18 protein-coding genes and 1 other RNA gene are annotated in these 19,729 nt (G+C 43.4%); 2 read left to right on the forward strand and 17 right to left on the reverse strand.

Annotated features, from left to right (window positions below; genetic code table 11):
• Nucleotides 1-330: 330 nt before the first annotated feature.
• The 7 genes from radA to purM all read right to left on the reverse strand — a co-directional run bounded on the left by radA (nt 331) and on the right by purM (nt 8,077).
• Nucleotides 331-1,689 carry a DNA repair protein RadA gene (gene radA, locus ACZQK9_RS08560; RefSeq protein ID WP_483270325.1) on the reverse strand — a complete coding sequence of 453 codons (1,359 nt, stop codon included), beginning with the start codon at nt 1,687-1,689 and terminating at the stop codon, nt 331-333.
• 79 nt (nt 1,690-1,768) lie between these two features.
• Nucleotides 1,769-2,182 (reverse strand): endosialidase, encoded by a 414-nt coding sequence (locus ACZQK9_RS08565; protein WP_178016988.1) that lies wholly within the window; start codon nt 2,180-2,182, stop codon nt 1,769-1,771.
• A gap of 131 nt (nt 2,183-2,313) precedes the next feature.
• On the reverse strand, nt 2,314-4,749 hold the full coding sequence (locus ACZQK9_RS08570) for an ATP-dependent Clp protease ATP-binding subunit (protein ID WP_483270326.1): 2,436 nt from the start codon (nt 4,747-4,749) through the stop codon (nt 2,314-2,316).
• Nucleotides 4,746-5,147 carry a GntR family transcriptional regulator gene (locus ACZQK9_RS08575; protein ID WP_177970472.1) on the reverse strand — a complete coding sequence of 134 codons (402 nt, stop codon included), beginning with the start codon at nt 5,145-5,147 and terminating at the stop codon, nt 4,746-4,748. Before ACZQK9_RS08575 ends, ACZQK9_RS08570 begins: the two co-directional genes overlap by 4 nt.
• An 18-nt stretch (nt 5,148-5,165) precedes the next feature.
• Nucleotides 5,166-6,437 (reverse strand): phosphoribosylamine--glycine ligase, encoded by a 1,272-nt coding sequence (gene purD, locus ACZQK9_RS08580; RefSeq protein WP_178016990.1) that lies wholly within the window; start codon nt 6,435-6,437, stop codon nt 5,166-5,168.
• A 27-nt stretch (nt 6,438-6,464) separates the two neighbouring features.
• Nucleotides 6,465-7,058 (reverse strand): phosphoribosylglycinamide formyltransferase, encoded by a 594-nt coding sequence (gene purN / locus ACZQK9_RS08585; RefSeq protein ID WP_483270327.1) that lies wholly within the window; start codon nt 7,056-7,058, stop codon nt 6,465-6,467.
• Nucleotides 7,052-8,077, reverse strand: a complete 1,026-nt coding sequence (gene purM, locus ACZQK9_RS08590; RefSeq protein WP_178016992.1) for a phosphoribosylformylglycinamidine cyclo-ligase — start codon at nt 8,075-8,077, stop codon at nt 7,052-7,054. Before purM ends, purN begins: the two co-directional genes overlap by 7 nt.
• A gap of 226 nt (nt 8,078-8,303) precedes the next feature.
• On the opposite strand from purM, the gene ACZQK9_RS08595 reads away from it, so the two are divergent.
• Nucleotides 8,304-10,619, forward strand: coding sequence for a diguanylate cyclase (locus ACZQK9_RS08595; protein ID WP_216507550.1), 2,316 nt, complete (start codon nt 8,304-8,306; stop codon nt 10,617-10,619).
• On the opposite strand, the gene metF is transcribed toward ACZQK9_RS08595, so the two are convergent.
• The 6 genes from metF to ACZQK9_RS08625 form a co-directional block, all read right to left on the reverse strand.
• A complete protein-coding gene (gene metF, locus ACZQK9_RS08600) occupies nt 10,616-11,470 on the reverse strand; it encodes a methylenetetrahydrofolate reductase [NAD(P)H] (protein WP_178016994.1) in 855 nt (284 codons plus the stop codon). The genes ACZQK9_RS08595 and metF overlap by 4 nt on opposite strands.
• 18 nt (nt 11,471-11,488) lie before the next feature.
• Nucleotides 11,489-11,920: an acyl-CoA thioesterase gene (locus tag ACZQK9_RS08605; RefSeq protein ID WP_178016995.1), complete on the reverse strand. Its 432-nt coding sequence runs from the start codon at nt 11,918-11,920 to the stop codon at nt 11,489-11,491.
• A complete protein-coding gene (locus tag ACZQK9_RS08610) occupies nt 11,917-12,612 on the reverse strand; it encodes a hypothetical protein (protein ID WP_178016996.1) in 696 nt (231 codons plus the stop codon). The genes ACZQK9_RS08605 and ACZQK9_RS08610 overlap by 4 nt, the downstream gene beginning before the upstream one ends.
• A gap of 88 nt (nt 12,613-12,700) precedes the next feature.
• Entirely contained in the window at nt 12,701-13,537 is an 837-nt protein-coding gene (locus tag ACZQK9_RS08615; protein WP_178016997.1) for a sensor histidine kinase, read from the reverse strand.
• On the reverse strand, nt 13,524-14,264 hold the full coding sequence (locus ACZQK9_RS08620; protein ID WP_178016998.1) for a LytR/AlgR family response regulator transcription factor: 741 nt from the start codon (nt 14,262-14,264) through the stop codon (nt 13,524-13,526). The genes ACZQK9_RS08615 and ACZQK9_RS08620 overlap by 14 nt, the downstream gene beginning before the upstream one ends.
• A gap of 26 nt (nt 14,265-14,290) precedes the next feature.
• Entirely contained in the window at nt 14,291-14,836 is a 546-nt protein-coding gene (locus ACZQK9_RS08625; protein ID WP_178016999.1) for a nitroreductase family protein, read from the reverse strand.
• Nucleotides 14,837-14,906: 70 nt separating this feature from the next.
• On the opposite strand from ACZQK9_RS08625, the gene rnpB reads away from it, so the two are divergent.
• Nucleotides 14,907-15,254, forward strand: an RNA gene (gene rnpB / locus ACZQK9_RS08630) — RNase P RNA component class A.
• Between the two features lie 17 nt (nt 15,255-15,271).
• Here rnpB and ACZQK9_RS08635 read toward each other — a convergent pair.
• Genes ACZQK9_RS08635 through rpoD form a run of 4 tightly spaced genes read right to left on the reverse strand, consistent with a single transcriptional unit; the run spans nt 15,272 to nt 19,723 of the window.
• Nucleotides 15,272-16,957: a uridine kinase family protein gene (locus tag ACZQK9_RS08635; RefSeq protein WP_253292211.1), complete on the reverse strand. Its 1,686-nt coding sequence runs from the start codon at nt 16,955-16,957 to the stop codon at nt 15,272-15,274.
• Between the two features lie 26 nt (nt 16,958-16,983).
• Nucleotides 16,984-17,757, reverse strand: a complete 774-nt coding sequence (locus tag ACZQK9_RS08640; RefSeq protein ID WP_178017001.1) for a Nif3-like dinuclear metal center hexameric protein — start codon at nt 17,755-17,757, stop codon at nt 16,984-16,986.
• Between the two features lie 12 nt (nt 17,758-17,769).
• A complete protein-coding gene (locus ACZQK9_RS08645; RefSeq protein WP_178017002.1) occupies nt 17,770-18,528 on the reverse strand; it encodes a tRNA (adenine(22)-N(1))-methyltransferase in 759 nt (252 codons plus the stop codon).
• A 4-nt stretch (nt 18,529-18,532) separates the two neighbouring features.
• Nucleotides 18,533-19,723, reverse strand: coding sequence for an RNA polymerase sigma factor RpoD (gene rpoD, locus ACZQK9_RS08650; protein WP_483270328.1), 1,191 nt, complete (start codon nt 19,721-19,723; stop codon nt 18,533-18,535).
• Nucleotides 19,724-19,729: the final 6 nt, after the last annotated feature.

Below are 19,729 nucleotides of genomic sequence, written 5' to 3' on the forward strand. Positions count from 1 at the left end.
GTTTCCATTCTGATGAATGAAATAGGATTTGTATAAATCCTTGAAAATATCTTAAAGAAATTTTCAGGGTTAACATGTTATTAATTTGTCAAAGGTTCGTTGTTGCTGTCCTCAGCGACAGCTTCCTTATAATATCACTTTGTTTTGTCTTTGTCAAGAAGTTTTTTCAACTTTTTGATTTTCAAAACGTGATATCGAATGGTGTTTTTTGCCGTCGCATCAGCGACAGCTTGCTTATAATATCACTTCATTTTTAGAAAGTCAACAGCTAATTTGAAATTTTTTCAATTTTTTTCAAGTGGCTTCCAGGTGTCCTTTTCAAAGCATATATCACAGCAGCGAAAGTGCCTCCACCAGAGTCGATACACACAGGATTTTTACATTCAGCTTATCCATTGCCTTATCATAATTCGACTTTGGGATAATACACGTTGCAAATCCCATCTTGTCGGCTTCCTTCACTCGTTGCAGGACATTTGTAACACCACGGATCTCTCCTGCAAGTCCTATTTCCCCGATAATCATAGTATCACTCGGCACTACTTTATTATTCATGCTGGACGCAATCGCAAACGCAACACCTAGATCTACCGCTGTATCATTTACCTTCATGCCTCCGGCAATATTCACATACGCATCATACCCCCACAAGTTCATGCCTACACGTTTTTCCATGACCGCTAAAATCAGGTTTACACGGTTATAATCAATTCCTACCGACGTCCGCCGCGGCATATTAAAATTCGTCTGACAGACAAGTGCCTGCAATTCCACTAAGATCGGACGTGTTCCTTCTAAAGAAGATACGACAACCGATCCGGATACATTCTGGGGGCGTCCATTCAAAAGCGCCTGTGATGGATTGTCAACCTCTTCCAATCCTTTTTCCGTCATGGTAAATACGCCAATCTCGTTTGTGGAGCCAAATCGGTTTTTCACGCCACGCAGAATACGGAACCCATGATTCCTGTCCCCCTCAAAATACAGAACGGAATCTACCATGTGTTCCAGTGTGCGCGGTCCCGCCACATTTCCCTCTTTTGTTACATGTCCAACAATAAAGATGGCTATCCCATACTGCTTTGCCACCTGCATCAACCGTGCCGTCACTTCCCGTACCTGCGTTACCGTACCAGGTGCAGTACCAACTTCTTCTACTACCATCGTCTGTATAGAGTCAATAATCACCACGCTCGCATTACTTTTAGTAATTACACGTTCAATATTATCCATATCATTGTCACACAGAAGAAGCATGTCCTTCTCAAATACGCCGATTCTTTCCGCACGCATCTTGATCTGTGACAAAGATTCCTCTCCTGATACATAGAGCACATTTACATTCTGATGCACCAGATTCCGGCACATCTGTAAAAGGATAGTTGATTTTCCGATTCCGGGATCACCACCGACAAGTACCAGAGAGCCTTTGACAATACCACCACCGAGCACGCGGTCTAATTCCCGCATTCCGGTCTGCACGCGGCTTTTCTCCGCCGTTGTCACTTGCAAAATTCCCATAGGGCTGACCGCATCCTTCGGTTGCTTCACCGCTCCTTTGGCACCAACCTTCACCTTTTCTTCCACAAACGTATTCCATGCACGGCATCCAGGACACTGTCCCTGCCATTTTACGGATTCATATCCACATTCTTTACAAAAAAATATCTGTTTTTCCTTCGCTGCCATTGATTTCTCCTTATACAACAAAAGAGCTGCCATACCAGACATATCATGTCCGGTGCGACAGCTCTGTCATTTCGTTAAATTAGATTTTCTCTACAAGAATATCTACCAGTTTAGATGGTTCCAGCTCTACACTCAGATTCAGCTTGCCACCAAGGTTTGTCTTCATCTTTCCAACATATACCTTGTCAATATGAATCTTGTATTCTTTCTCAGCCTCTAACTCCAGCGTAATCTGAGAATCCTCTTCACCTTCTACCACAAAATTCACTGCCTTATCTGTCGCGCGGAAATCATGTACAACTGTACCAGGTACGGATTCGTATACAAACATCCCATTTCTTTCCAGCTTTGTAATCTCACGGAAAGTCTTGATCTTATAGCTATCGCCCTGATACTGGAAGCCGTCTTTCTTTGTTTTTGTTGCTAACGCAAAGTTACCAAAGCTTAAAGCTCCTGTCTCTTCTTCGCGGATCAGTTCATCAATCACTGCCATATTCTGTTCCTCCGTATTGTATTTTATAATTTCGTATCTCGAATCTTTTCGTTCTTGCTTAATTCTTTTTCATTATACAACAATTTTACATAAATTTCTACAAATTCTTACGTGAAATTTGTACATAATTATTATTTTTTTGTGAACACAACCTTCCCATCTGACACGGACATGCCCACCTTGTCGGATGCTTGAAGCTTTCCGGACAGAATCTCCTCCGCAAGAGCATCCTCGATATAATTCTGGATTGCACGTTTCAAGGGTCTGGCACCATATTTCTTGTCATAGCCTTTTTCAAAAATGAAGTTCTTCACTGTATCACCATAGGTAAGTGTAATATCCATCTGTTTTGCCAGGCGGTTCTTCAGTTCCTTCAGCATGAGCGCAGCAATGCCCTTGACATCCTCTTTCGAGAGCGCACGGAATACAATAATGTCATCAATACGGTTTAGGAATTCCGGTTTAAACATCCGTTTTACCTCTTCCATAACATTATTCTTCATATCTTTATGTTCTGATTCCGCATTCTCCACATTTGAAAATCCCAGTTTCTTCGGATCAACAATCCGCTGTGCTCCAGCGTTGCTTGTCATAATGATGATTGTATTTTTGAAATCCACCGTTCTACCCTGGGAATCCGTGATACGTCCATCATCAAGTACCTGTAGCAGCACATTAAATACGTCCGGATGTGCCTTCTCAATCTCGTCAAACAGGATTACTGAATATGGATTTTTGCGCACCTGTTCCGAAAGTTGTCCTCCCTCCTCAAAGCCGACATACCCCGGAGGCGAACCAATCATCTTCGATACACTGTGTTTCTCCATATATTCAGACATATCTACACGGATAATGGAATTTTCATTGCCAAACATTGCTTCCGCAAGTGCCTTGGAAAGCTCAGTCTTACCAACACCAGTTGGTCCAAGGAATAAAAATGATCCAATCGGACGCTTTGGGTCCTTCAAGCCGACTCTGCCGCGGCGGATTGCCTTTGCCACGGTTTCGACCGCCTCATTCTGTCCCACCACACGCTTATGCAGAATCTCTTCCAGCTTCAGCAACCGCTGCGACTCCGTCTGAGTAATCTTACTGACCGGAATTTTTGTCCATACAGAAACAACATCCGCGACATCCTCTTCTGTCACAAGCATCTGCTCCTGCTCCTTTTCGCGCATGTTATGTTTCGTCTTTTCAATTTTTTTATCTGTCTTATCCAGATCCTTCTTCAATGCCTGTGCTGCTTCGATATCACCCTCTGCAAGCGCAGCCTCCAGTGCTTCTTCCAGATTATGGCGCGCTTCCTCTGCCTTCTTTGCCGTCTTATTTCCTGCAAAGATACCAAGCTTCTTTCTCGAAGCTGCCTCATCGATCAAATCGATGGCTTTATCCGGCAGGAATCGGTCATTGATATAGCGGATTGCATAATCTGTTGCCACTTCCAACGCATCATCCGAGATGGTTACGCCATGATGTTCCTCGTACTTGCTCCGCAGGCCCTGTAAGATGGCAATCGTCTCCTCGCGCGTCGGTTCTTCCACATATACCGGCTGAAACCGTCGTTCTAACGCCGCATCTTTCTCGATATACTTCCGATATTCCGTCCGTGTTGTCGCACCAATCATCTGCACTTCGCCACGGGACAATGCCGGCTTCAGAATATTGGATGCATCCATAGCACCCTCTGCACCACCTGCGCCGATCAGGGTATGCAGCTCATCTACAAACAGAATCACATTACCTGCCGCGCGCACCTCGGCAATCACACGTTTGATACGTTCCTCGAACTCTCCACGATATTTTGAACCGGCCACCATACCTGACAGATCCAGACTCAAAATACGCTTGTCTGCCAGAATCTCCGGCACCGTACCAGATGCGATCATCTGTGCCAGTCCCTCCACGACTGCGGTCTTGCCAACACCCGGTTCTCCAACCAGACATGGATTGTTCTTCATACGGCGACACAGAATCTGCATCACACGTTCCACTTCTGCATTTCTGCCAACAACTGGATCTAACCGGTCTTCGCGCGCAGCCTCTGTCAGATCACGGCTGTATTGCTCCAGCGTCGGATATGAAGATTTCTTCTTGTTCTTTGGGTTGCTCAATGCACCAAGCTCCCGTTTTGCCTGTGCCATATCCATGCCAAGTGCCACTAATGTGTCCACAAAGGTTTTCTTTAAATTGACAGCCATCGAATTCAAAAGCTTGATTGCAAGTGTATCTTCCGATTTTAAAATTGCAAGCAAAATATGCTCCGTACCGATCTTCTCGTTACGCAGCCTGTCTGCTTCCTTTTCTGCCTGCTCCAACAGTGTATTCAGCTTGTCCGAATACACAAGTACATTTATCTTCTTCGTTCCACTGTTTTGTTCCAGATATTTCAAAACAAAGGATTCGTCTGCCCCATTTTCTGCGAGAATCTTCCACGCAGTCACCCACGGACAGCTCAGCATACCATAGAGCAGATGCTCCGTACCGATATAGCCAAACTTCATGCGATGGGCAGTCTCCTCCATGACAGCAAGCACTTCCTGTGCCTGCTTTGTATATTCCAGTCTCATGTTTCCTTATTACCTCCATGTGCAATGTCGCCAAATTCTTTATACATATCCGTTATAATCTGGTGCATTTCAGCAAGACTGATATCTTTGCATATTGCCTCCGCAACCAGCATCTGCATATCCAGATTGACCTTTTCAAGCTGCTCCTTGCGTGACTCTACCGTCACGCAGACAACAGCACCTTTTCTACGGTCAAGCTTCAGATATCCGTCATTTCGAAGTAATGCATATGCTTTGTTCACTGTGTGCATATTCACACCGATATCTTCCGCCAATTGCCGAACAGACGGCAATGACTCACCATTCTTGATTTTATCCTGTGCAATTCCCAGTATGATCTGATTCCGCAACTGCATATAAATTGCCTCGTTGCTGTTAAAATCAAGTTCAATGAACATAAAATTCCTTCTTCCTGATTACTGTTCATCGATGGCCTTACCAATATCATGTCGCATATATTTGTTTGCAAACTGAATCCATTCAGTTGCTTTGTATGCGTTCGCACGTGCCTCTACCAATGTCTTACCCTTCGCTGTCACACCTAATACACGGCCACCGTTTGTTACAATTCCTTTATCGGTCTGCTTCGTTCCTGCATGGAATACATAGTATCCGTCTTTATCCTTAAATGTATCCAGACCTTCAATCACAAATCCCTTATCATAATGCTCCGGATATCCATCTGATGCCAGAACGACACAGACTGCTGCCTGCTCGTCAAACTCCAACTCAACCTCATCAAGCCTGCCATCAATACAAGCCTCCATTACATCGATAATATCGTTCTTCATACGAGGAAGTACAACCTGAGCCTCCGGATCACCAAATCTCGCATTGTATTCCAACACACGTGGTCCATCCGGTGTCAGCATCAGACCACAGAATAAGATTCCTGTGAAATCTCTGCCCTCTGCCTTCATCGCATCCATCGTCTTCTGGTAGACATGCTCCTTGCAGAATTTGTCTACATCATCTGTATAGAACGGGCTTGGCGAAAATGTTCCCATACCACCAGTGTTAAGTCCCTGATCTCCATCCTTTGCACGCTTATGATCCTGTGCAGAAGCCATCGGCTTAATATGTGTTCCATCGCAGAAGCAAAGCACGGATACTTCACGTCCTGTCATGAACTCCTCAATGACGATCTTATCACCGGCTGAACCAAACTGCTTGTCGAGCATCAATGTCTTGACGCCTTCCTTCGCCTCTTCGAGAGTGTTACAAATCAATACTCCTTTACCAAGTGCAAGACCATCCGCCTTCAGTACGATTGGCATCTTCGCTGTTTCCAGATATGCAAGTGCCGCATCTGCATTGTCAAATGTCTCATAGGCTGCAGACGGAATTCCATATTTTTTCATCAGATCCTTGGAAAATGCTTTTGAACCTTCGATAATTGCGGCATTGGCTCTTGGGCCAAACACACGGATGCCTGCATCCATAAATGCGTCCGCAACACCAGCAACAAGCGGATCATCCGGTCCGACAATTGCAAGATCAATTTCTTTTTCCTTTGCGAATGCAACGAGTTTCTCTGCATCCATTACCGATATATCTACACAGGTTGCAAGCTGTGCAATACCTGCATTTCCAGGAGCTGCATAAAGCTCTGTCACACGTTTGCTCTGACTACACTTCCATGCAATGGCATGCTCTCTGCCACCGCCACCTACGATAAGTACTTTCATGATTTCCTCCTTTATTCGGTTCGATTCCTATGCTTCACCATTTGCAATCATATTGATGGCTGCCGGAAGTAATTTCCATTCTGCCTCTTCCATCACACGTCTCTGTAAAATCTCTGGAGTATCTCCCGCTTTTACTTCCACCGCCTTCTGCAGAAGAATCGGTCCTGTATCGGTTCCCTTATCCACATAATGCACCGTAGCACCGGTCAGCTTGACGCCACGGGCAAGCGCTGCCTCATGCACCTTCAGACCATAATACCCGGTTCCACAGAACGACGGAATCAGGGATGGGTGAATGTTGATAATCTTATTCTCATATTCCTCGATCATAGCTTCCGGAATCACAACAAGGAATCCCGCAAGTACGATCAGATCCGGCTGATAGGCACGGATCGCATCAAGCAAGCCTTCATTAAATGCAGCACGGGTCTCGTAATCCTTCGGGGATACAACCTTTGCATCAATACCTGCTTTCTCTGCACGTTCCAATGCGCGCACGCCATAATTGTTGCTGATCACACCGACCAGCTCTGTATTCGTGATCGTACTATCTGCCACAGCATCAATGATTGCCTGCAGATTCGTTCCACCACCGGACACGCACACGACAACTCTTAGCATAATTCGACTCCTTTTTCTCCTGCCTTTGTCTCACCGATCACCCATGCCTTATCTCCAGTCTTCTCCAAGGCAGCAAGTGTCTTATCTACATCGGCAGCATCTACGGCAAGTACCATACCGATACCCATATTATATGTGTTATACATCATCTTCTCTTCAATATCGCCAGTCTTTGCAAGAAGCTTGAAGATTGCCGGTATCTCATAGCTGTCCTTCTTTACACTTGCCACAATTCCTTCTGGCAGCATACGTGGAATATTCTCATAGAATCCTCCACCTGTGATATGGCTGCAGCCCTTGATCGTCACGCCGGCTTCCTTCACACTGCGAAGTGCCTTTACATAGATTCTTGTCGGTGCAAGAAGCGCCTCCCCAAGAGTTGTTCCAAGCTCATCATAATAGGTAGAAAGGCTTTCCTTCGTCATGTCAAATACTTTACGCACAAGGGAGAATCCGTTGCTGTGTACACCTGTCGATGCAATACCAATCAATGCATCTCCCGGCTTGATATTCTGTCCTGTAATCATATCCTTCTTATCGCAGACACCAACCGCAAATCCTGCAAGATCATACTCATCTTCCTGCATCAATCCCGGATGCTCTGCTGTCTCTCCACCGATCAATGCAGCATCTGACTGTACACAGCCTTCTGCGACACCACTCACGATCGTTGCGATCTTCTCCGGATAGTTCTTTCCACATGCAATATAGTCAAGGAAGAACAATGGCTCTCCACCTGCACAGGCAATATCATTGACACACATTGCAACTGCATCAATACCGATCGTGTCATGCTTATCCATCACCATCGCAAGCTTCACTTTCGTTCCACAGCCGTCTGTTCCGGATAATAAAACAGGTTCTTCCATATCCTTGATCGTGCTTAATGAAAATGCGCCGGAAAATCCTCCAATGTTGGTCAATACCTCTTTTCGCATTGTCTTCCTGATATGCTCTTTCATCAATTCCACAGACTTGTATCCTGCCTCGATATCAACGCCAGCTTTTTTGTAATCCATAATCTTATCCTCCTGTTTCGGGCGAACCCTGTCTTCTTTTCATACCAAATAATTATAGTCGATATAGAACAGTTTGTAAACCTTGAAAATGTGTATTTTTTATGTCGGATTTTATTGAATTTTGGTCGCATATATGCTACCTTTATATATGGGTGTTACTATTTTATTATCAGGTCTTTGTGCACGGGGTCTGTGCCGCGATAAAGACTTTCGGGGGTATATTATTATGGAAAAAAGCAGTAAACGGTTAAACATCGGTTTTTTCACCTGCCATCTGGATAACGACTACGCTTACGAGGTTTGTAAAGGTGTCGATTACGCAGCAAAGGAACTTGATGTCAATCTGATTGTCTTTCCGGGCATGTATATGAACGCATCATATAACGACCCGAAGAATGCACGGTTTGACTACCAGTATAATTCTATTTTTTATTATGCATCCAGGCATACGCTGGATGCCCTGATCGTTTCGATCGGCTCAATTGGAAGTTTTCTATCCGAAAGTGATATGATTGCATTTTTAAAGAATTTCGATATTCCAATCCTCACAATTGAGATAGAAGTTCCGGGTTATCCATATCTGTATACGGAAGGTCGTACCGGCATGCGGCAGGCAATTGAGCATCTGATTACCGAACATCATAAGACAAAAATCGGCTTTGTCAGCGGAAGAAGAGAAAATGCAGACGCAAAAGAACGTCTGGATACCTACTGTCAGGTTTTGATGGATCACAACATCCCGGTAGATGAAGACCGTATTGTATATGGAAATTTCTCAGAGTTTACGGAGGACATCGTCAATAATCTACTGGACGCAAACCCGGATCTGGAAGCAATCGTCTTCGCAAACGATTCAATGGCAATCGGCGGTTACAACGCTATTAAGGCAAGAGGATTGGAAATCGGCAAGGATATCCTTGTAACCGGTTATGATGATGCGCCAGCGGCTCTTGTGTTAGATCCGCCACTCACAACAGTACATAACCATATCATTGATATGGGATACCACGCCGTATACGAAGTATTGAATCTACTTGACCACGGCAGTACCAGTACAAGCATTTTAAGTTCCAGTCTGATTGTCCGTTCTTCCTGTGGCTGTGGCAATTATAAATTAAACAAAGCAAAAGAACTGGCATCGGTTTTTGCCGTCAATGACCTGAACAAGGCCAAAAGCTATGTTTTAAATTACCTCTTCGGCGATTACAAGGACAACTTCTACTACGAGGAACTGATCAAACGGTTCTCAGAACCTCTGGAGCTCATCTTAAAGCCGGTTGCAGATGGTTCCATGGCATTTGATGTTACCGCAATTACCGGAAGCCTGCTGGATTTGATCAATACAGATTTTGTGGATCTGTATTTCAGCAATGACAAGCTTACCCATGCAATCCGCGAGTTAAACCAGTTACTCTGTTCTCTCACGGACGGCAGTAACCGATGCAGGATTATGTGGTTATTTAACTTGATTTATTCTGATATGCTGGCCAAATCATCAAGTTCCTTATATAACACCATCCACGACCACAAAAAGACTGTCTGGTCGTCCATGTATATTACAAGAGACACTCTGACCTACAGTGACGACGAAGAATCCTGTTTCCGTCTCATTATGGATAAATTACAGGATGCACATTTCTTAAGCTCCTATATGTATATCTACGAGGAGCCGGTTATGTTGATGCCCGACGGATCTTGGAAGATTCCAAAGAACCTTTATTTACAGGCATGTAACAATAACGGAAAAACTGTATATTTAAGTGGCGACGACCGATTGATCTCTTCAGACAAGGTCTTCTTCAACCAGTACACATCATACGACCGTCGGCGTACGCTTGTGATTACTCCACTGTTTACAAACAATATCCAATACGGATTGTTCGTTGGTGAAATAGGCATTGAGCACTTCCAGAATATCTACCCGAACAGTCTACAGCTTGCAACTTCATTGAACTTTATTTCTCTGATGAAACAGCAGCTCCTAACCCAGAGCAAGCTTGCCAGTTCTGCATCTGAACTGAGTGAGAAAAACAAACTGTTAAATAAACTGTCAATTACAGACGGACTAACCGGCATCAACAACCGACGTGGATTCTTAGACAGTGTACAACGCCTTGTCAATTCCTCCTACAACGAAGGAAAACCAGCCATGCTGTTATTTGCCGATATGGATAATTTAAAGCAGGTCAATGACCGCTTCGGACATAAAAATGGTGATTATGCAATCAAAAGCATCGCACAGATCCTGCAGCAGAGCTTTGAAGCAGATGATGTCATCGGACGTATCGGCGGGGATGAATTTGTAGCATTCTGCTTCTTAGATGATCCACACACACCGGATGATTTATGTGACAAAATAAAAATGCTCTCCGAACATCTCAATGAAACGAACGAAAAGCCATATTATGTTGATATTAGTGTAGGTGTTTCTACCTTCATCTGCAATCCGACACTGAACATCGAGGATGTCCTGCATCAGGCAGATGAATCGCTGTATGAACACAAGAAAAACAAACGAAAAGATGTATTGAAGCCAGTTTAAAAACTGGCTTCATAAATCTGTTTTGTTACATCTGCTTTATTCATCGAATAAATATGTATGCCGGCAACGCCGTGTTTCTTGAGATCCAGAATCTGATTCACGGCATATTCAATGCCGGCTTTCTTCATATCCTCCGGATTCTCACCGTACTTCGCAATCATATTACTCATTTCTACCGGAACCGAAGAGCCAGACAGCGTCACACTCGTACCGAGCTGTTTTGCCGCCGTCACAGGCATGATGCCTGCGTGTACCGGGATATCAATGCCTGCCTTTTCCAGCTTATCCATAAAAGAATAAAAGGCTTTGTTATCAAAAAACATCTGCGTGATCAGACAGTTCAAACCAAGATCTACCTTCTGTTTCAAATGCATAATATCTTCTTCCTGATTTTTAGATTCCGGATGTACCTCCGGATAGCAGGCACCCGCAATAAAGAAATCTCCGTTTTTCTTGATCTCCGGAATCAGATCTGTTGCATATTTAAAGTAACGCTGATCGAACTCCTCCTGTAACATAGAGCGCGGTTTGTCACCACGCAGCGCAAGGATATTCTCCACACCCTTCTTCTTTAACTCAAACAGCAATGCACGAAGACTCGCTTCGTCCATACCTACCGCTGTCATATGTGCAAGTGCCTCTACATCGCAGATATTCTGAATATATGCCGCGATCGTTGCCGTTTTCTTGCTGTTACTGCCGCCGGCGCCATATGTTACACTGATAAAATCCGGTTTCAATGCCTTGATCTCATCCAGCGTCTTATAAATCTGATAAATATCGTCATCCCGCTTCGGCGGAAATACCTCGCACGAAAATACGACACCATTATGTTCCTTTTCCTGTATCATATTCTTCTCCTTTTTTTCTTAGTATGCTTCCGGATTTGCCATCAGCAGTAGCTTATCGTATAATTCCGGCGCTTCTTTTTTCAGACTAACCGGTTTGAAATCATTGTTCAAAAAACAATGTGCTGTCGTTGCCGTATGCTTGACCGTTTTCATTTCTGCATCATAAATTTTATAACTGATGTAAAACTTATACGCACTGACCTTATAAATGTCCGGAACTACCTTTACCACTTCTCCAAATTTCAGACTCTCTGTGAATTTCTCAGACAACTCCAGCACAGGAATCATATACCCCATGTGTTCCAGATCCGCATATGGCAGTCCATAGTATGCCATCATGTCAATCCGACAGTCTTCCAGAATCCGCGCATAGTTCGAATGATGTACAACCCCCATTCGGTCTGTCTCGTAATAATGAATGGTTCTCTCATAATATGGATATCTCGTCATGACTTTGGTTCCTTTTCTTCTTTTCCTGTCTCATCCTCGTATTCCAGTTTCACAGGCTTCTTTTTCTCTGCCGCAAGCTTCACCTTGTTCTTCTCATCATATAACTCATTTGAAAGAAGCTGTCCAAGTTCCAGAATCTGTGCATAGCGTTCTTCCTTGCTGAGTTCCTTAAGATTTCCCATCAGTTCTGCCTTATTCTCCGCTACGATTCGCGTCTTTTCCTCCAGAGTCTCTACCATCTTGGCATACTGTTGTTTTACCAGGTCATAGGAATCTGCCAACAGATCATTCACTTCTGTGAGCATCTCATCTGTATAAATCAGAGAGGCTGCATAAATATCTCCGGCAGTCCGCAATGCTTCCCGGTCCTCCGGTTCCAGATCACCCGGATGGAATGCAGGAAGTGTAGACATCCGCTTTGTCACGCGGATACGGCTGGCACTCTGCTCTGCCTGTGTCAGAATTTCCTCTGCTTCCTTCTTTGCGTCTGTTAAGATCTTTCCCTTCCGGTCGTTGACCTCCCGGTAAATCTTCAGTTCACCCTGTACAATATTTTCCAATTCCCGTAGCAACCGGATCGTATCTTCCTTGTTGATCAATACCTTTCCGGCTGCAAATGGAACATTTTGTCCGTTTTCCACACTATCAATCAGTTGTTCTATAATCTGGTCTGTTCTTCCTTTTTCTATCATTGCTTATGTCTACTTTCTTCTATATTTCATTTCGTCTTTTGCAAAACTCATTTTAATATACAAGCTTTCCCTTTATATTTCAACCCTTTTACACAGGAAATGAGATGCTGGAGTAAAACATACCATTTTCCTCATACATCTGTAAGCTTCCGTCCAGCTCCCTGGTAATCTGTCTGATACTCTTCAATCCGATTCCATGCTTATCTGCATTTTTCTTCGTTGTATGCAAGAATGGATTTTTCTCCAGTACTGCACCATCCACAGAATTGGCCACCTGAATATAATACATCCCCTTTCTTTCGTACATATCCAATTCAACCCTCGGTTCCTCTCCCCTTTCAGATGCTTCAAATGCATTATCCAGAAGATTTGACAATAAAATTGCAACTCTCATCGCGTTGACCGATGCTACTTCTCCGCTGATCCGCATGTCAAACTTAACCGCATGCTGATTTGCATAACTAAGCTTATCATTTAATACCGCATTGATTTCCCCGCTTGATTCATAATGAACCAAATCCATTTTTAGTTGCCGGTCCAATATATCCACCAATTGCAAACGTGCCTGTTCATATTCCCCATTTTCTAAATAGCCTAGCAATATCAACAAATACGATTTTAAATCATGATTCAATCTTCTTGTACGCTCATAAAGTTCACTTGTCCGCACATACATCGTTCCTTCATGGTCCAATTGTTTATTCAGAATCTGATTTCTTTCATTATATTTCTGCATTACAAAGAGTGCATACAAACAACTGGCAATCAGGATTCCCGCCAACAGCAAAACAACAAGAAAAACAATAACAAATGTCCGAATATGCTGTTCAACCTGTGGACTCCGAATCAATAAAATTAACAAGCACGCAAGTCCGATTGTCAAAGAGCATGCCAACACTAATACCAGCTTTTTAAGAAATTGCATGAAACGTCCTCCTGACATAATTCGCATGGAATTTCTTTACATGATCCGCATATTTTCGACTAATCGGAATCGTAGTATGATCGTCCAGCATTACCTGTTTTGATGTGACAGTATACATATCCCGGATATTTACCACGTATCCTATATGCGTCCGGACAAAACCATATTTTTCCAGACGTTCTATAAAATCTGATAGTTTTGCACGAATTGTCTGCAATTCTTTATTCCTGTAATGGATAATCACGTAATGTCCCTGACTCTCCAGATATGTAATATCGCAAATGCGGATCTCCGCCTCATCCTTTTCTATGGACAGTTCACCAAACAGGGACTGTTCCCTTGTCTCCTCAATAGCACCATACATTGCTTCGGATATTTCATCCCGTATCCGTTCTTTTCGTATGAAGCGAAAAGGTCTGTAATGAATTGCAGTAAATACCAGATCCGAACGATTTGTAACAAATATCACTTTGACACGTCGTTCTAAATTCTCTAGTTTCTTCGCAACTTCCAGCCCATCAATTCCCGGCATATCAATGTCTAAAAGCAGAAGATGCATATCTTTAATCGTATCCAGACATTTCACAACTTCGTTTCCGTTCTGAAATGTCTGGATCTGATAGGTGCATCCCTGTTTTCTCGCCGTCTCCGCCGTTGTCAGAACCGCCTGCTTCACCACTTCTACATCTTTCTCATTGTCATCACATATCGCTATCTTTAATATCATATCTAAAACTCATGCTATAACTACAATTAATCCATGTAACTGATCAAATCTGCTGTTTCTTTTCTCGGGGTTGCATCCGGTGTAAACTTTGGAAACCCTATTGGAATCAGGGCAGCAACTGTCTTTCCTTCTTCCAGGCCGATTACCTCTGCCACCTTTGCGTCATCGAACACTCCCATGATACAGCTTCCAACACCTTTTTCATATGCGGCCAGACTGAATGTCATTGCAGCGATACCTGCATCAAACATCTCCCATCCAGTTCCCTTGCTTGTAGAAAAACTTCCGTCTTTTTCATATCCGCATCTGCCGTTTACCTGCGTCAGCACCACAAGGTTCTTGCATTTGGAAAGTGTTTTTGCATTATGCTCAAATCCTAGCAGGCAGTTGTCACAGATTTTCTGAATGATTTCTTCATTCTGAATCAATATGTAACGAAGTGTCTGTGTATTTTTCCAGGTTGGTGCCATTTTTGCTGTATCAATGATTTCTTCAAACAATTCATGACTGATCAGTTCCTCCGTATACCGTCTCACACTTCTTCTTGTTTTTAATCCTTCTAATAATTCCATCGTTTCGTCCTCCTAAATATTTTATTTTTGCTTGAATCTATATTCAAGTTATGGTACTCTAATCACTGCGTAAGTCAGATAAGTGATTGCGGCTGCCACATCGGCAGGTGAGGAAAGTCCGGGCTCCATAGGGCAGGATGCCGGATAACGTCCGGTGGAGGTGACTCCCAGGCCAGTGCAACAGAAATAAACCGCCTCTGTCTTCGGGCAAGAGGTAAGGGTGGAAAGGCGAGGTAAGAGCTCACCGCTGTTCTGGTAACAGGGCAGGCTCTGTAAACCCCATCCGGAGCAAGACCAAACAGAAAACTATACAGCTGCCCGCTGTGTTTTCAGGTAGGTTGCTTGAACCTTACGGTAACGTAAGGTCTAGATAGATAATCACTCTCGACATAACCCGGCTTATCGTCTGGCTTACGCTTTTATTTCTTTTCAGGCTTACACATCGAAGCAGCCACCCCCGACAAACTCCCGCAATATGGAATTCATCGGAATATTTGTAACCTCCATCCCCAGAAAATAATCCAGGAACTTCAGCAAACGTTTTGCCTCATAATATTCATCTGATTCTTTCGGAACAGAAAACAAAAGTGGTTCTGCATACTGCTTAATCACGCTGAGTTCATAGATGAGCGCAGAATTAAACATCACATCTGCTTCTTCCTGATACGGGAATATATACTTTTCTTCCCCGCGTCGCACGGATGGCCACATTGCAATCGTCTCCCGCGCATCATTTCCTCTGGTTCGTGCATCCCGTACAATCCGGCGGATCAATCTTCCATCCGTAGTAGGAATCCGGTTATGATCGTCAATATTAATCTGTGTCAAAGCACTAATGTAGATTTTAAACTTACTTTCATCGGAAAGCCCCTCCGTCATCTGCGGATTTAATGCATGAATGCCCTCAGCAACCAACACATCTCCCGCATTCAGCTTCAGTTTTTTACCCTTATATTCCTTTCTTCCCTGTTTAAAATTAAAGGTCGGAAGCGGGATTTCTTCTCCTGCGAGCAATTTTTTCATATCTGAATGAAACAAGTCGAGATCCATCGCCTCGATACACTCAAAATCATAGTTTCCATTTTCGTCCTTTGGGGTATGTTCCCGATCCACAAAATAGTTATCAAGAGCCAGCGGATATGGGCGCAGACCATGTGCGCGAAGCTGCACACTTAATCGATGCGAAAACGTTGTTTTTCCAGAAGAACTCGGGCCTGCAATCAGCACTATCTTCTTCTCCCCTGCCCGGATCATATCTGCAATCTGTGCTATCTGTTTCTCCTGCAACGCCTCATGTACAAGCATGAGTTCCCGGATATCCCCCTTCGTAATGCATTCATTTAACTGTCCGACGTTACTGACATCCAACGTCTGACTCCATGCATCCGATGTTTTCAAGACAGAAAACAACTTTTCCCGTGGCTCAAACTCCGGTATGATCTCCGGTTCCTCCCGTGTTGGTGCCATCAGCATAAATCCTGTATCATATGGAACAAGATCATAACATGTAATATATCCTGTAGAAGGCACCATATATCCATAAAAATAGTCTTCATAATCTTCTATACTGTACAAATTTGCTTTTGATACACGTCTGTATCGGAATAATCGTTCCTTATCAAACCGCCCCTGTTTTGCAAACCGCTGTACTGCTTCTTCTGTGGAAACAGATTCCTTGATGATTGCAATATCCTTCCGAACTAACTCATTCATACGGTTCTTTACGCGAAACAGAATATCTTTTGTCACAGGAACTTCTTCCGATACCATCTGATCGCCATTTCTTGAATTTTTCAGAAGTCTGCAATAATACCCCTTTCCAATGGAATACATAACTTTTACACTGTAACCACTTCCCATAACATCCGAAAAAGCTTTTACCATAAGGAAAGTCAGACTTCGCTTATAAGTATCCATTCCGATTACCGAGGTTTTCTCCACCAGCTTCAATTCCACATCGCGGTCTAACAGTTTTCCAAGCTCACACAGCTTCCGGTTGCAAAACGCCAGCACATACTTCTGTTTATCTTCCTGCATATGCGCATGCACAAACTCGGTAATCGCAGAAAACTTATCAACCTCATACACCTTGCCATCCATTGTAACCTTGATTTTTTCCATATCACACCCGCTCCTTTCATGCATGACTATAAAATCGAAAAAGGTACCCCTACCTCCGCAATTCCAATCTCTACATCCATGCAATAATCTTTCAGATACTCATACATAATATGCATAAAAATATGTTCCAATCCATAATGGGATGCATCTATAATATTTAACCCCATTTCCAATGCATCAAGTCCCTCGTGATGTCCGATATCTCCCGTGATCAGACAATCTGCCTGTTTCTCTGCTGCGATTGCAATTACACTCTTGCCAGATCCTGGGCATATTGCAATTTTTTCAACCGTTTTATCAGTATTTCCATACAATATCACATTTTTTAAACCAAACTTTTCTTTCACGAGAACAATCAGGGATTGCATGTCTGCACTTCCCGGAAGATAACCTATCTCACCAATTCCTTCGCCATCTTTTGTTTCTTCCAAGACCTCCAGATTCTGTAATCCCAGCATCGCCGCTGCGGTCTTTGCCATTCCGCCAATCGTGTCAAAATTTGTGTGCATCGCATAACACGCAACGCCATGTTCAATCAGCTTCAATATCTTCCGTCCCAAAACAGTGTCATCATTGATACGATCTACTTTTCCAAAAATCATAGGATGATGCGACACAATCATATCAACTTTCTGCGCCACTGCGGCATCCACGATTTCTTCTGTTACATCCACAACCAGCATCAATTTATGAATCTGCTTATCTCTGTGTCCCACCAGCAAACCAACATGATCCCAGTCCATAGCATATTCCGGGGGTGCTTTTTTTTCTAATAATTGAATAATATCTCCGCAGTACATTCTTACTCCTCGTTATTTCTTATTGTGCAATTCCAAAATCTGACTCAAAATGACGCATTCCTCTTCGAGCTCCTGATATCGTTTCATCGATGAACCGGTACTGTTTTTATGCAGTCTGTTCTGCAATGCACGGAATTTTTTCAGCTCCTGACTCAGATAATTCCAAAATTCGACATTTTCTTTTTCTAACAAAACTGGGCCATATTTTAACTGCGCCACTGACAGACGATCCTGTGTAGTTTGTCCGTCTTTCTTTTTTGCTTTAATAATTGTGTAAAACTTGCCATCTTCCTGAAGAAAATCTTCATCTTCTATCTTATAACCCTGCTGTTCCAAATATGTACGCACAGTATATAATTCTGATTGTGGCTGTAAAATCAAGCCAATCCCCGCATTCAGATGCGTATTTCCCTTCTGAAGAATCGTTTTCATCAATTCTCCGCCCATTCCAGCAAGAATTGCCCAATCCGCTTCCATGCTCTTCAAAGCCTCAAAGCCATCTGAAAGTCTAGTTTCTACACTTTTTTCAAACCCATATTCCTTTACATGATCACATGCAATCGACAAAGGTCCCTTTCGAACATCCATAGCAATTACATGTTCGGCAATTCCATCTCGCACACACGCCATAGACACAAAGGCATGGTCGCAGCCAATATCAGCTACACAGGGAATCTTTGTTCCATTTTGCAAAGTTTCCCGCCTCAGCATGGACAGAATCGCCTGCATCCGCGCCGATAATGGAATCTTCTTTCTCTCTATTTGATCCATATTACTACTCATTTGCATCAAGATAATCCTTTAACTTTCTGCTTCTGCTTGGATGCTTCAATTTACGCAATGCTTTTGCCTCTATCTGACGAATACGTTCTCTTGTAACCTGGAACTCTTTTCCAACTTCCTCCAATGTTCTGGCACGTCCATCGTCCATGCCAAAACGAAGTCTCAATACTTTCTGCTCTCTTTCTGTCAATGTATCAAGCACCTCATTTAACTGATCACGAAGCAGGTTACTTGCTGCAGCTTCTGCCGGCACCGGAACATTCTGATCCTGAATAAAATCTCCCAGATGGCTGTCTTCCTCTTCACCAATTGGAGTCTCCAACGATACCGGTTCCTGAGAAATCTTCAGGATTTCCCGTACCCGCTCTACTGAAATATCCATAACCTCTGCGATTTCTTCTGGCAATGGTTCTCTTCCTAATTCCTGCAACAGCTGTCTGGATACTCGGATCAGTTTATTAATTGTCTCTACCATATGCACCGGAATACGAATCGTTCTTGCCTGATCCGCAATCGCTCTTGTGATTGCCTGACGAATCCACCAGGTTGCATACGTACTGAACTTGTATCCCTTTTCATAATCAAACTTCTCGACCGCTTTGATCAGACCCAGATTACCTTCCTGAATCAGATCCAAAAACAGCATACCACGTCCAACATATCGTTTTGCAATGCTGACAACCAGTCGCAGGTTTGCCTCCGCCAGCTTCTGTTTTGCTTTTTCATCACCGGCCTCCATCCGTTTTGCAAGTTCAATTTCTTCTTCCGCAGTCAGCAATGGCACTTTACCAATTTCTTTCAGGTACATACGGACTGGATCTTCAATACTGACTCCATCCGGCACAGACAGATCAATTTTCTCCACATCAATATCCGCGACCTCCGGATCCTCCAGAATCATATCGTCCAGAATCTCGTCATCATCTTCTGTCTCAGACAATACGGCTACATGATGCTCATCCAAATAGTCAAATATCTTAGTCATAATGTCTGTTGTAAGTGTAATATCCGGCTTTCCGACAAAATAATTAACAATCTCCGTATCGATCAGCGTATTGTCATTCTTTTTCGCCATCTCAACAAGGTTTTCCAGGTGTTCTTTCATCTGGTCTGTATGCAAAATATTTGCTTCTTCTGCCTTTGTTGTCTGCTTTGTTTCTTTATCAGTTACTTTCTTTGCCATTGTTTG

The organism is Wujia sp. (genome assembly GCF_056872695.1).

Coding starts and splice junctions, on each gene's coding strand:
- ACZQK9_RS08615 (WP_178016997.1), bottom strand. CDS start 13,537: ATGCAATTTCTTAAAAAGCTGGTATTAGTGTTGGCATGCTCTTTGACA.
- ACZQK9_RS08575 (WP_177970472.1), bottom strand. CDS start 5,147: ATGTTCATTGAACTTGATTTTAACAGCAACGAGGCAATTTATATGCAG.
- ACZQK9_RS08635 (WP_253292211.1), bottom strand. CDS start 16,957: ATGGAAAAAATCAAGGTTACAATGGATGGCAAGGTGTATGAGGTTGAT.
- rpoD (WP_483270328.1), bottom strand. CDS start 19,723: ATGGCAAAGAAAGTAACTGATAAAGAAACAAAGCAGACAACAAAGGCA.
- ACZQK9_RS08595 (WP_216507550.1), top strand. CDS start 8,304: ATGGAAAAAAGCAGTAAACGGTTAAACATCGGTTTTTTCACCTGCCAT.
- purM (WP_178016992.1), bottom strand. CDS start 8,077: ATGGATTACAAAAAAGCTGGCGTTGATATCGAGGCAGGATACAAGTCT.
- ACZQK9_RS08605 (WP_178016995.1), bottom strand. CDS start 11,920: ATGACGAGATATCCATATTATGAGAGAACCATTCATTATTACGAGACA.
- ACZQK9_RS08570 (WP_483270326.1), bottom strand. CDS start 4,749: ATGAGACTGGAATATACAAAGCAGGCACAGGAAGTGCTTGCTGTCATG.
- ACZQK9_RS08625 (WP_178016999.1), bottom strand. CDS start 14,836: ATGGAATTATTAGAAGGATTAAAAACAAGAAGAAGTGTGAGACGGTAT.
- ACZQK9_RS08620 (WP_178016998.1), bottom strand. CDS start 14,264: ATGATATTAAAGATAGCGATATGTGATGACAATGAGAAAGATGTAGAA.
- metF (WP_178016994.1), bottom strand. CDS start 11,470: ATGATACAGGAAAAGGAACATAATGGTGTCGTATTTTCGTGCGAGGTA.
- ACZQK9_RS08610 (WP_178016996.1), bottom strand. CDS start 12,612: ATGATAGAAAAAGGAAGAACAGACCAGATTATAGAACAACTGATTGAT.
- ACZQK9_RS08645 (WP_178017002.1), bottom strand. CDS start 18,528: ATGGATCAAATAGAGAGAAAGAAGATTCCATTATCGGCGCGGATGCAG.
- radA (WP_483270325.1), bottom strand. CDS start 1,689: ATGGCAGCGAAGGAAAAACAGATATTTTTTTGTAAAGAATGTGGATAT.
- purN (WP_483270327.1), bottom strand. CDS start 7,058: ATGCTAAGAGTTGTCGTGTGCGTGTCCGGTGGTGGAACGAATCTGCAG.
- ACZQK9_RS08640 (WP_178017001.1), bottom strand. CDS start 17,757: ATGTACTGCGGAGATATTATTCAATTATTAGAAAAAAAAGCACCCCCG.
- ACZQK9_RS08565 (WP_178016988.1), bottom strand. CDS start 2,182: ATGGCAGTGATTGATGAACTGATCCGCGAAGAAGAGACAGGAGCTTTA.
- purD (WP_178016990.1), bottom strand. CDS start 6,437: ATGAAAGTACTTATCGTAGGTGGCGGTGGCAGAGAGCATGCCATTGCA.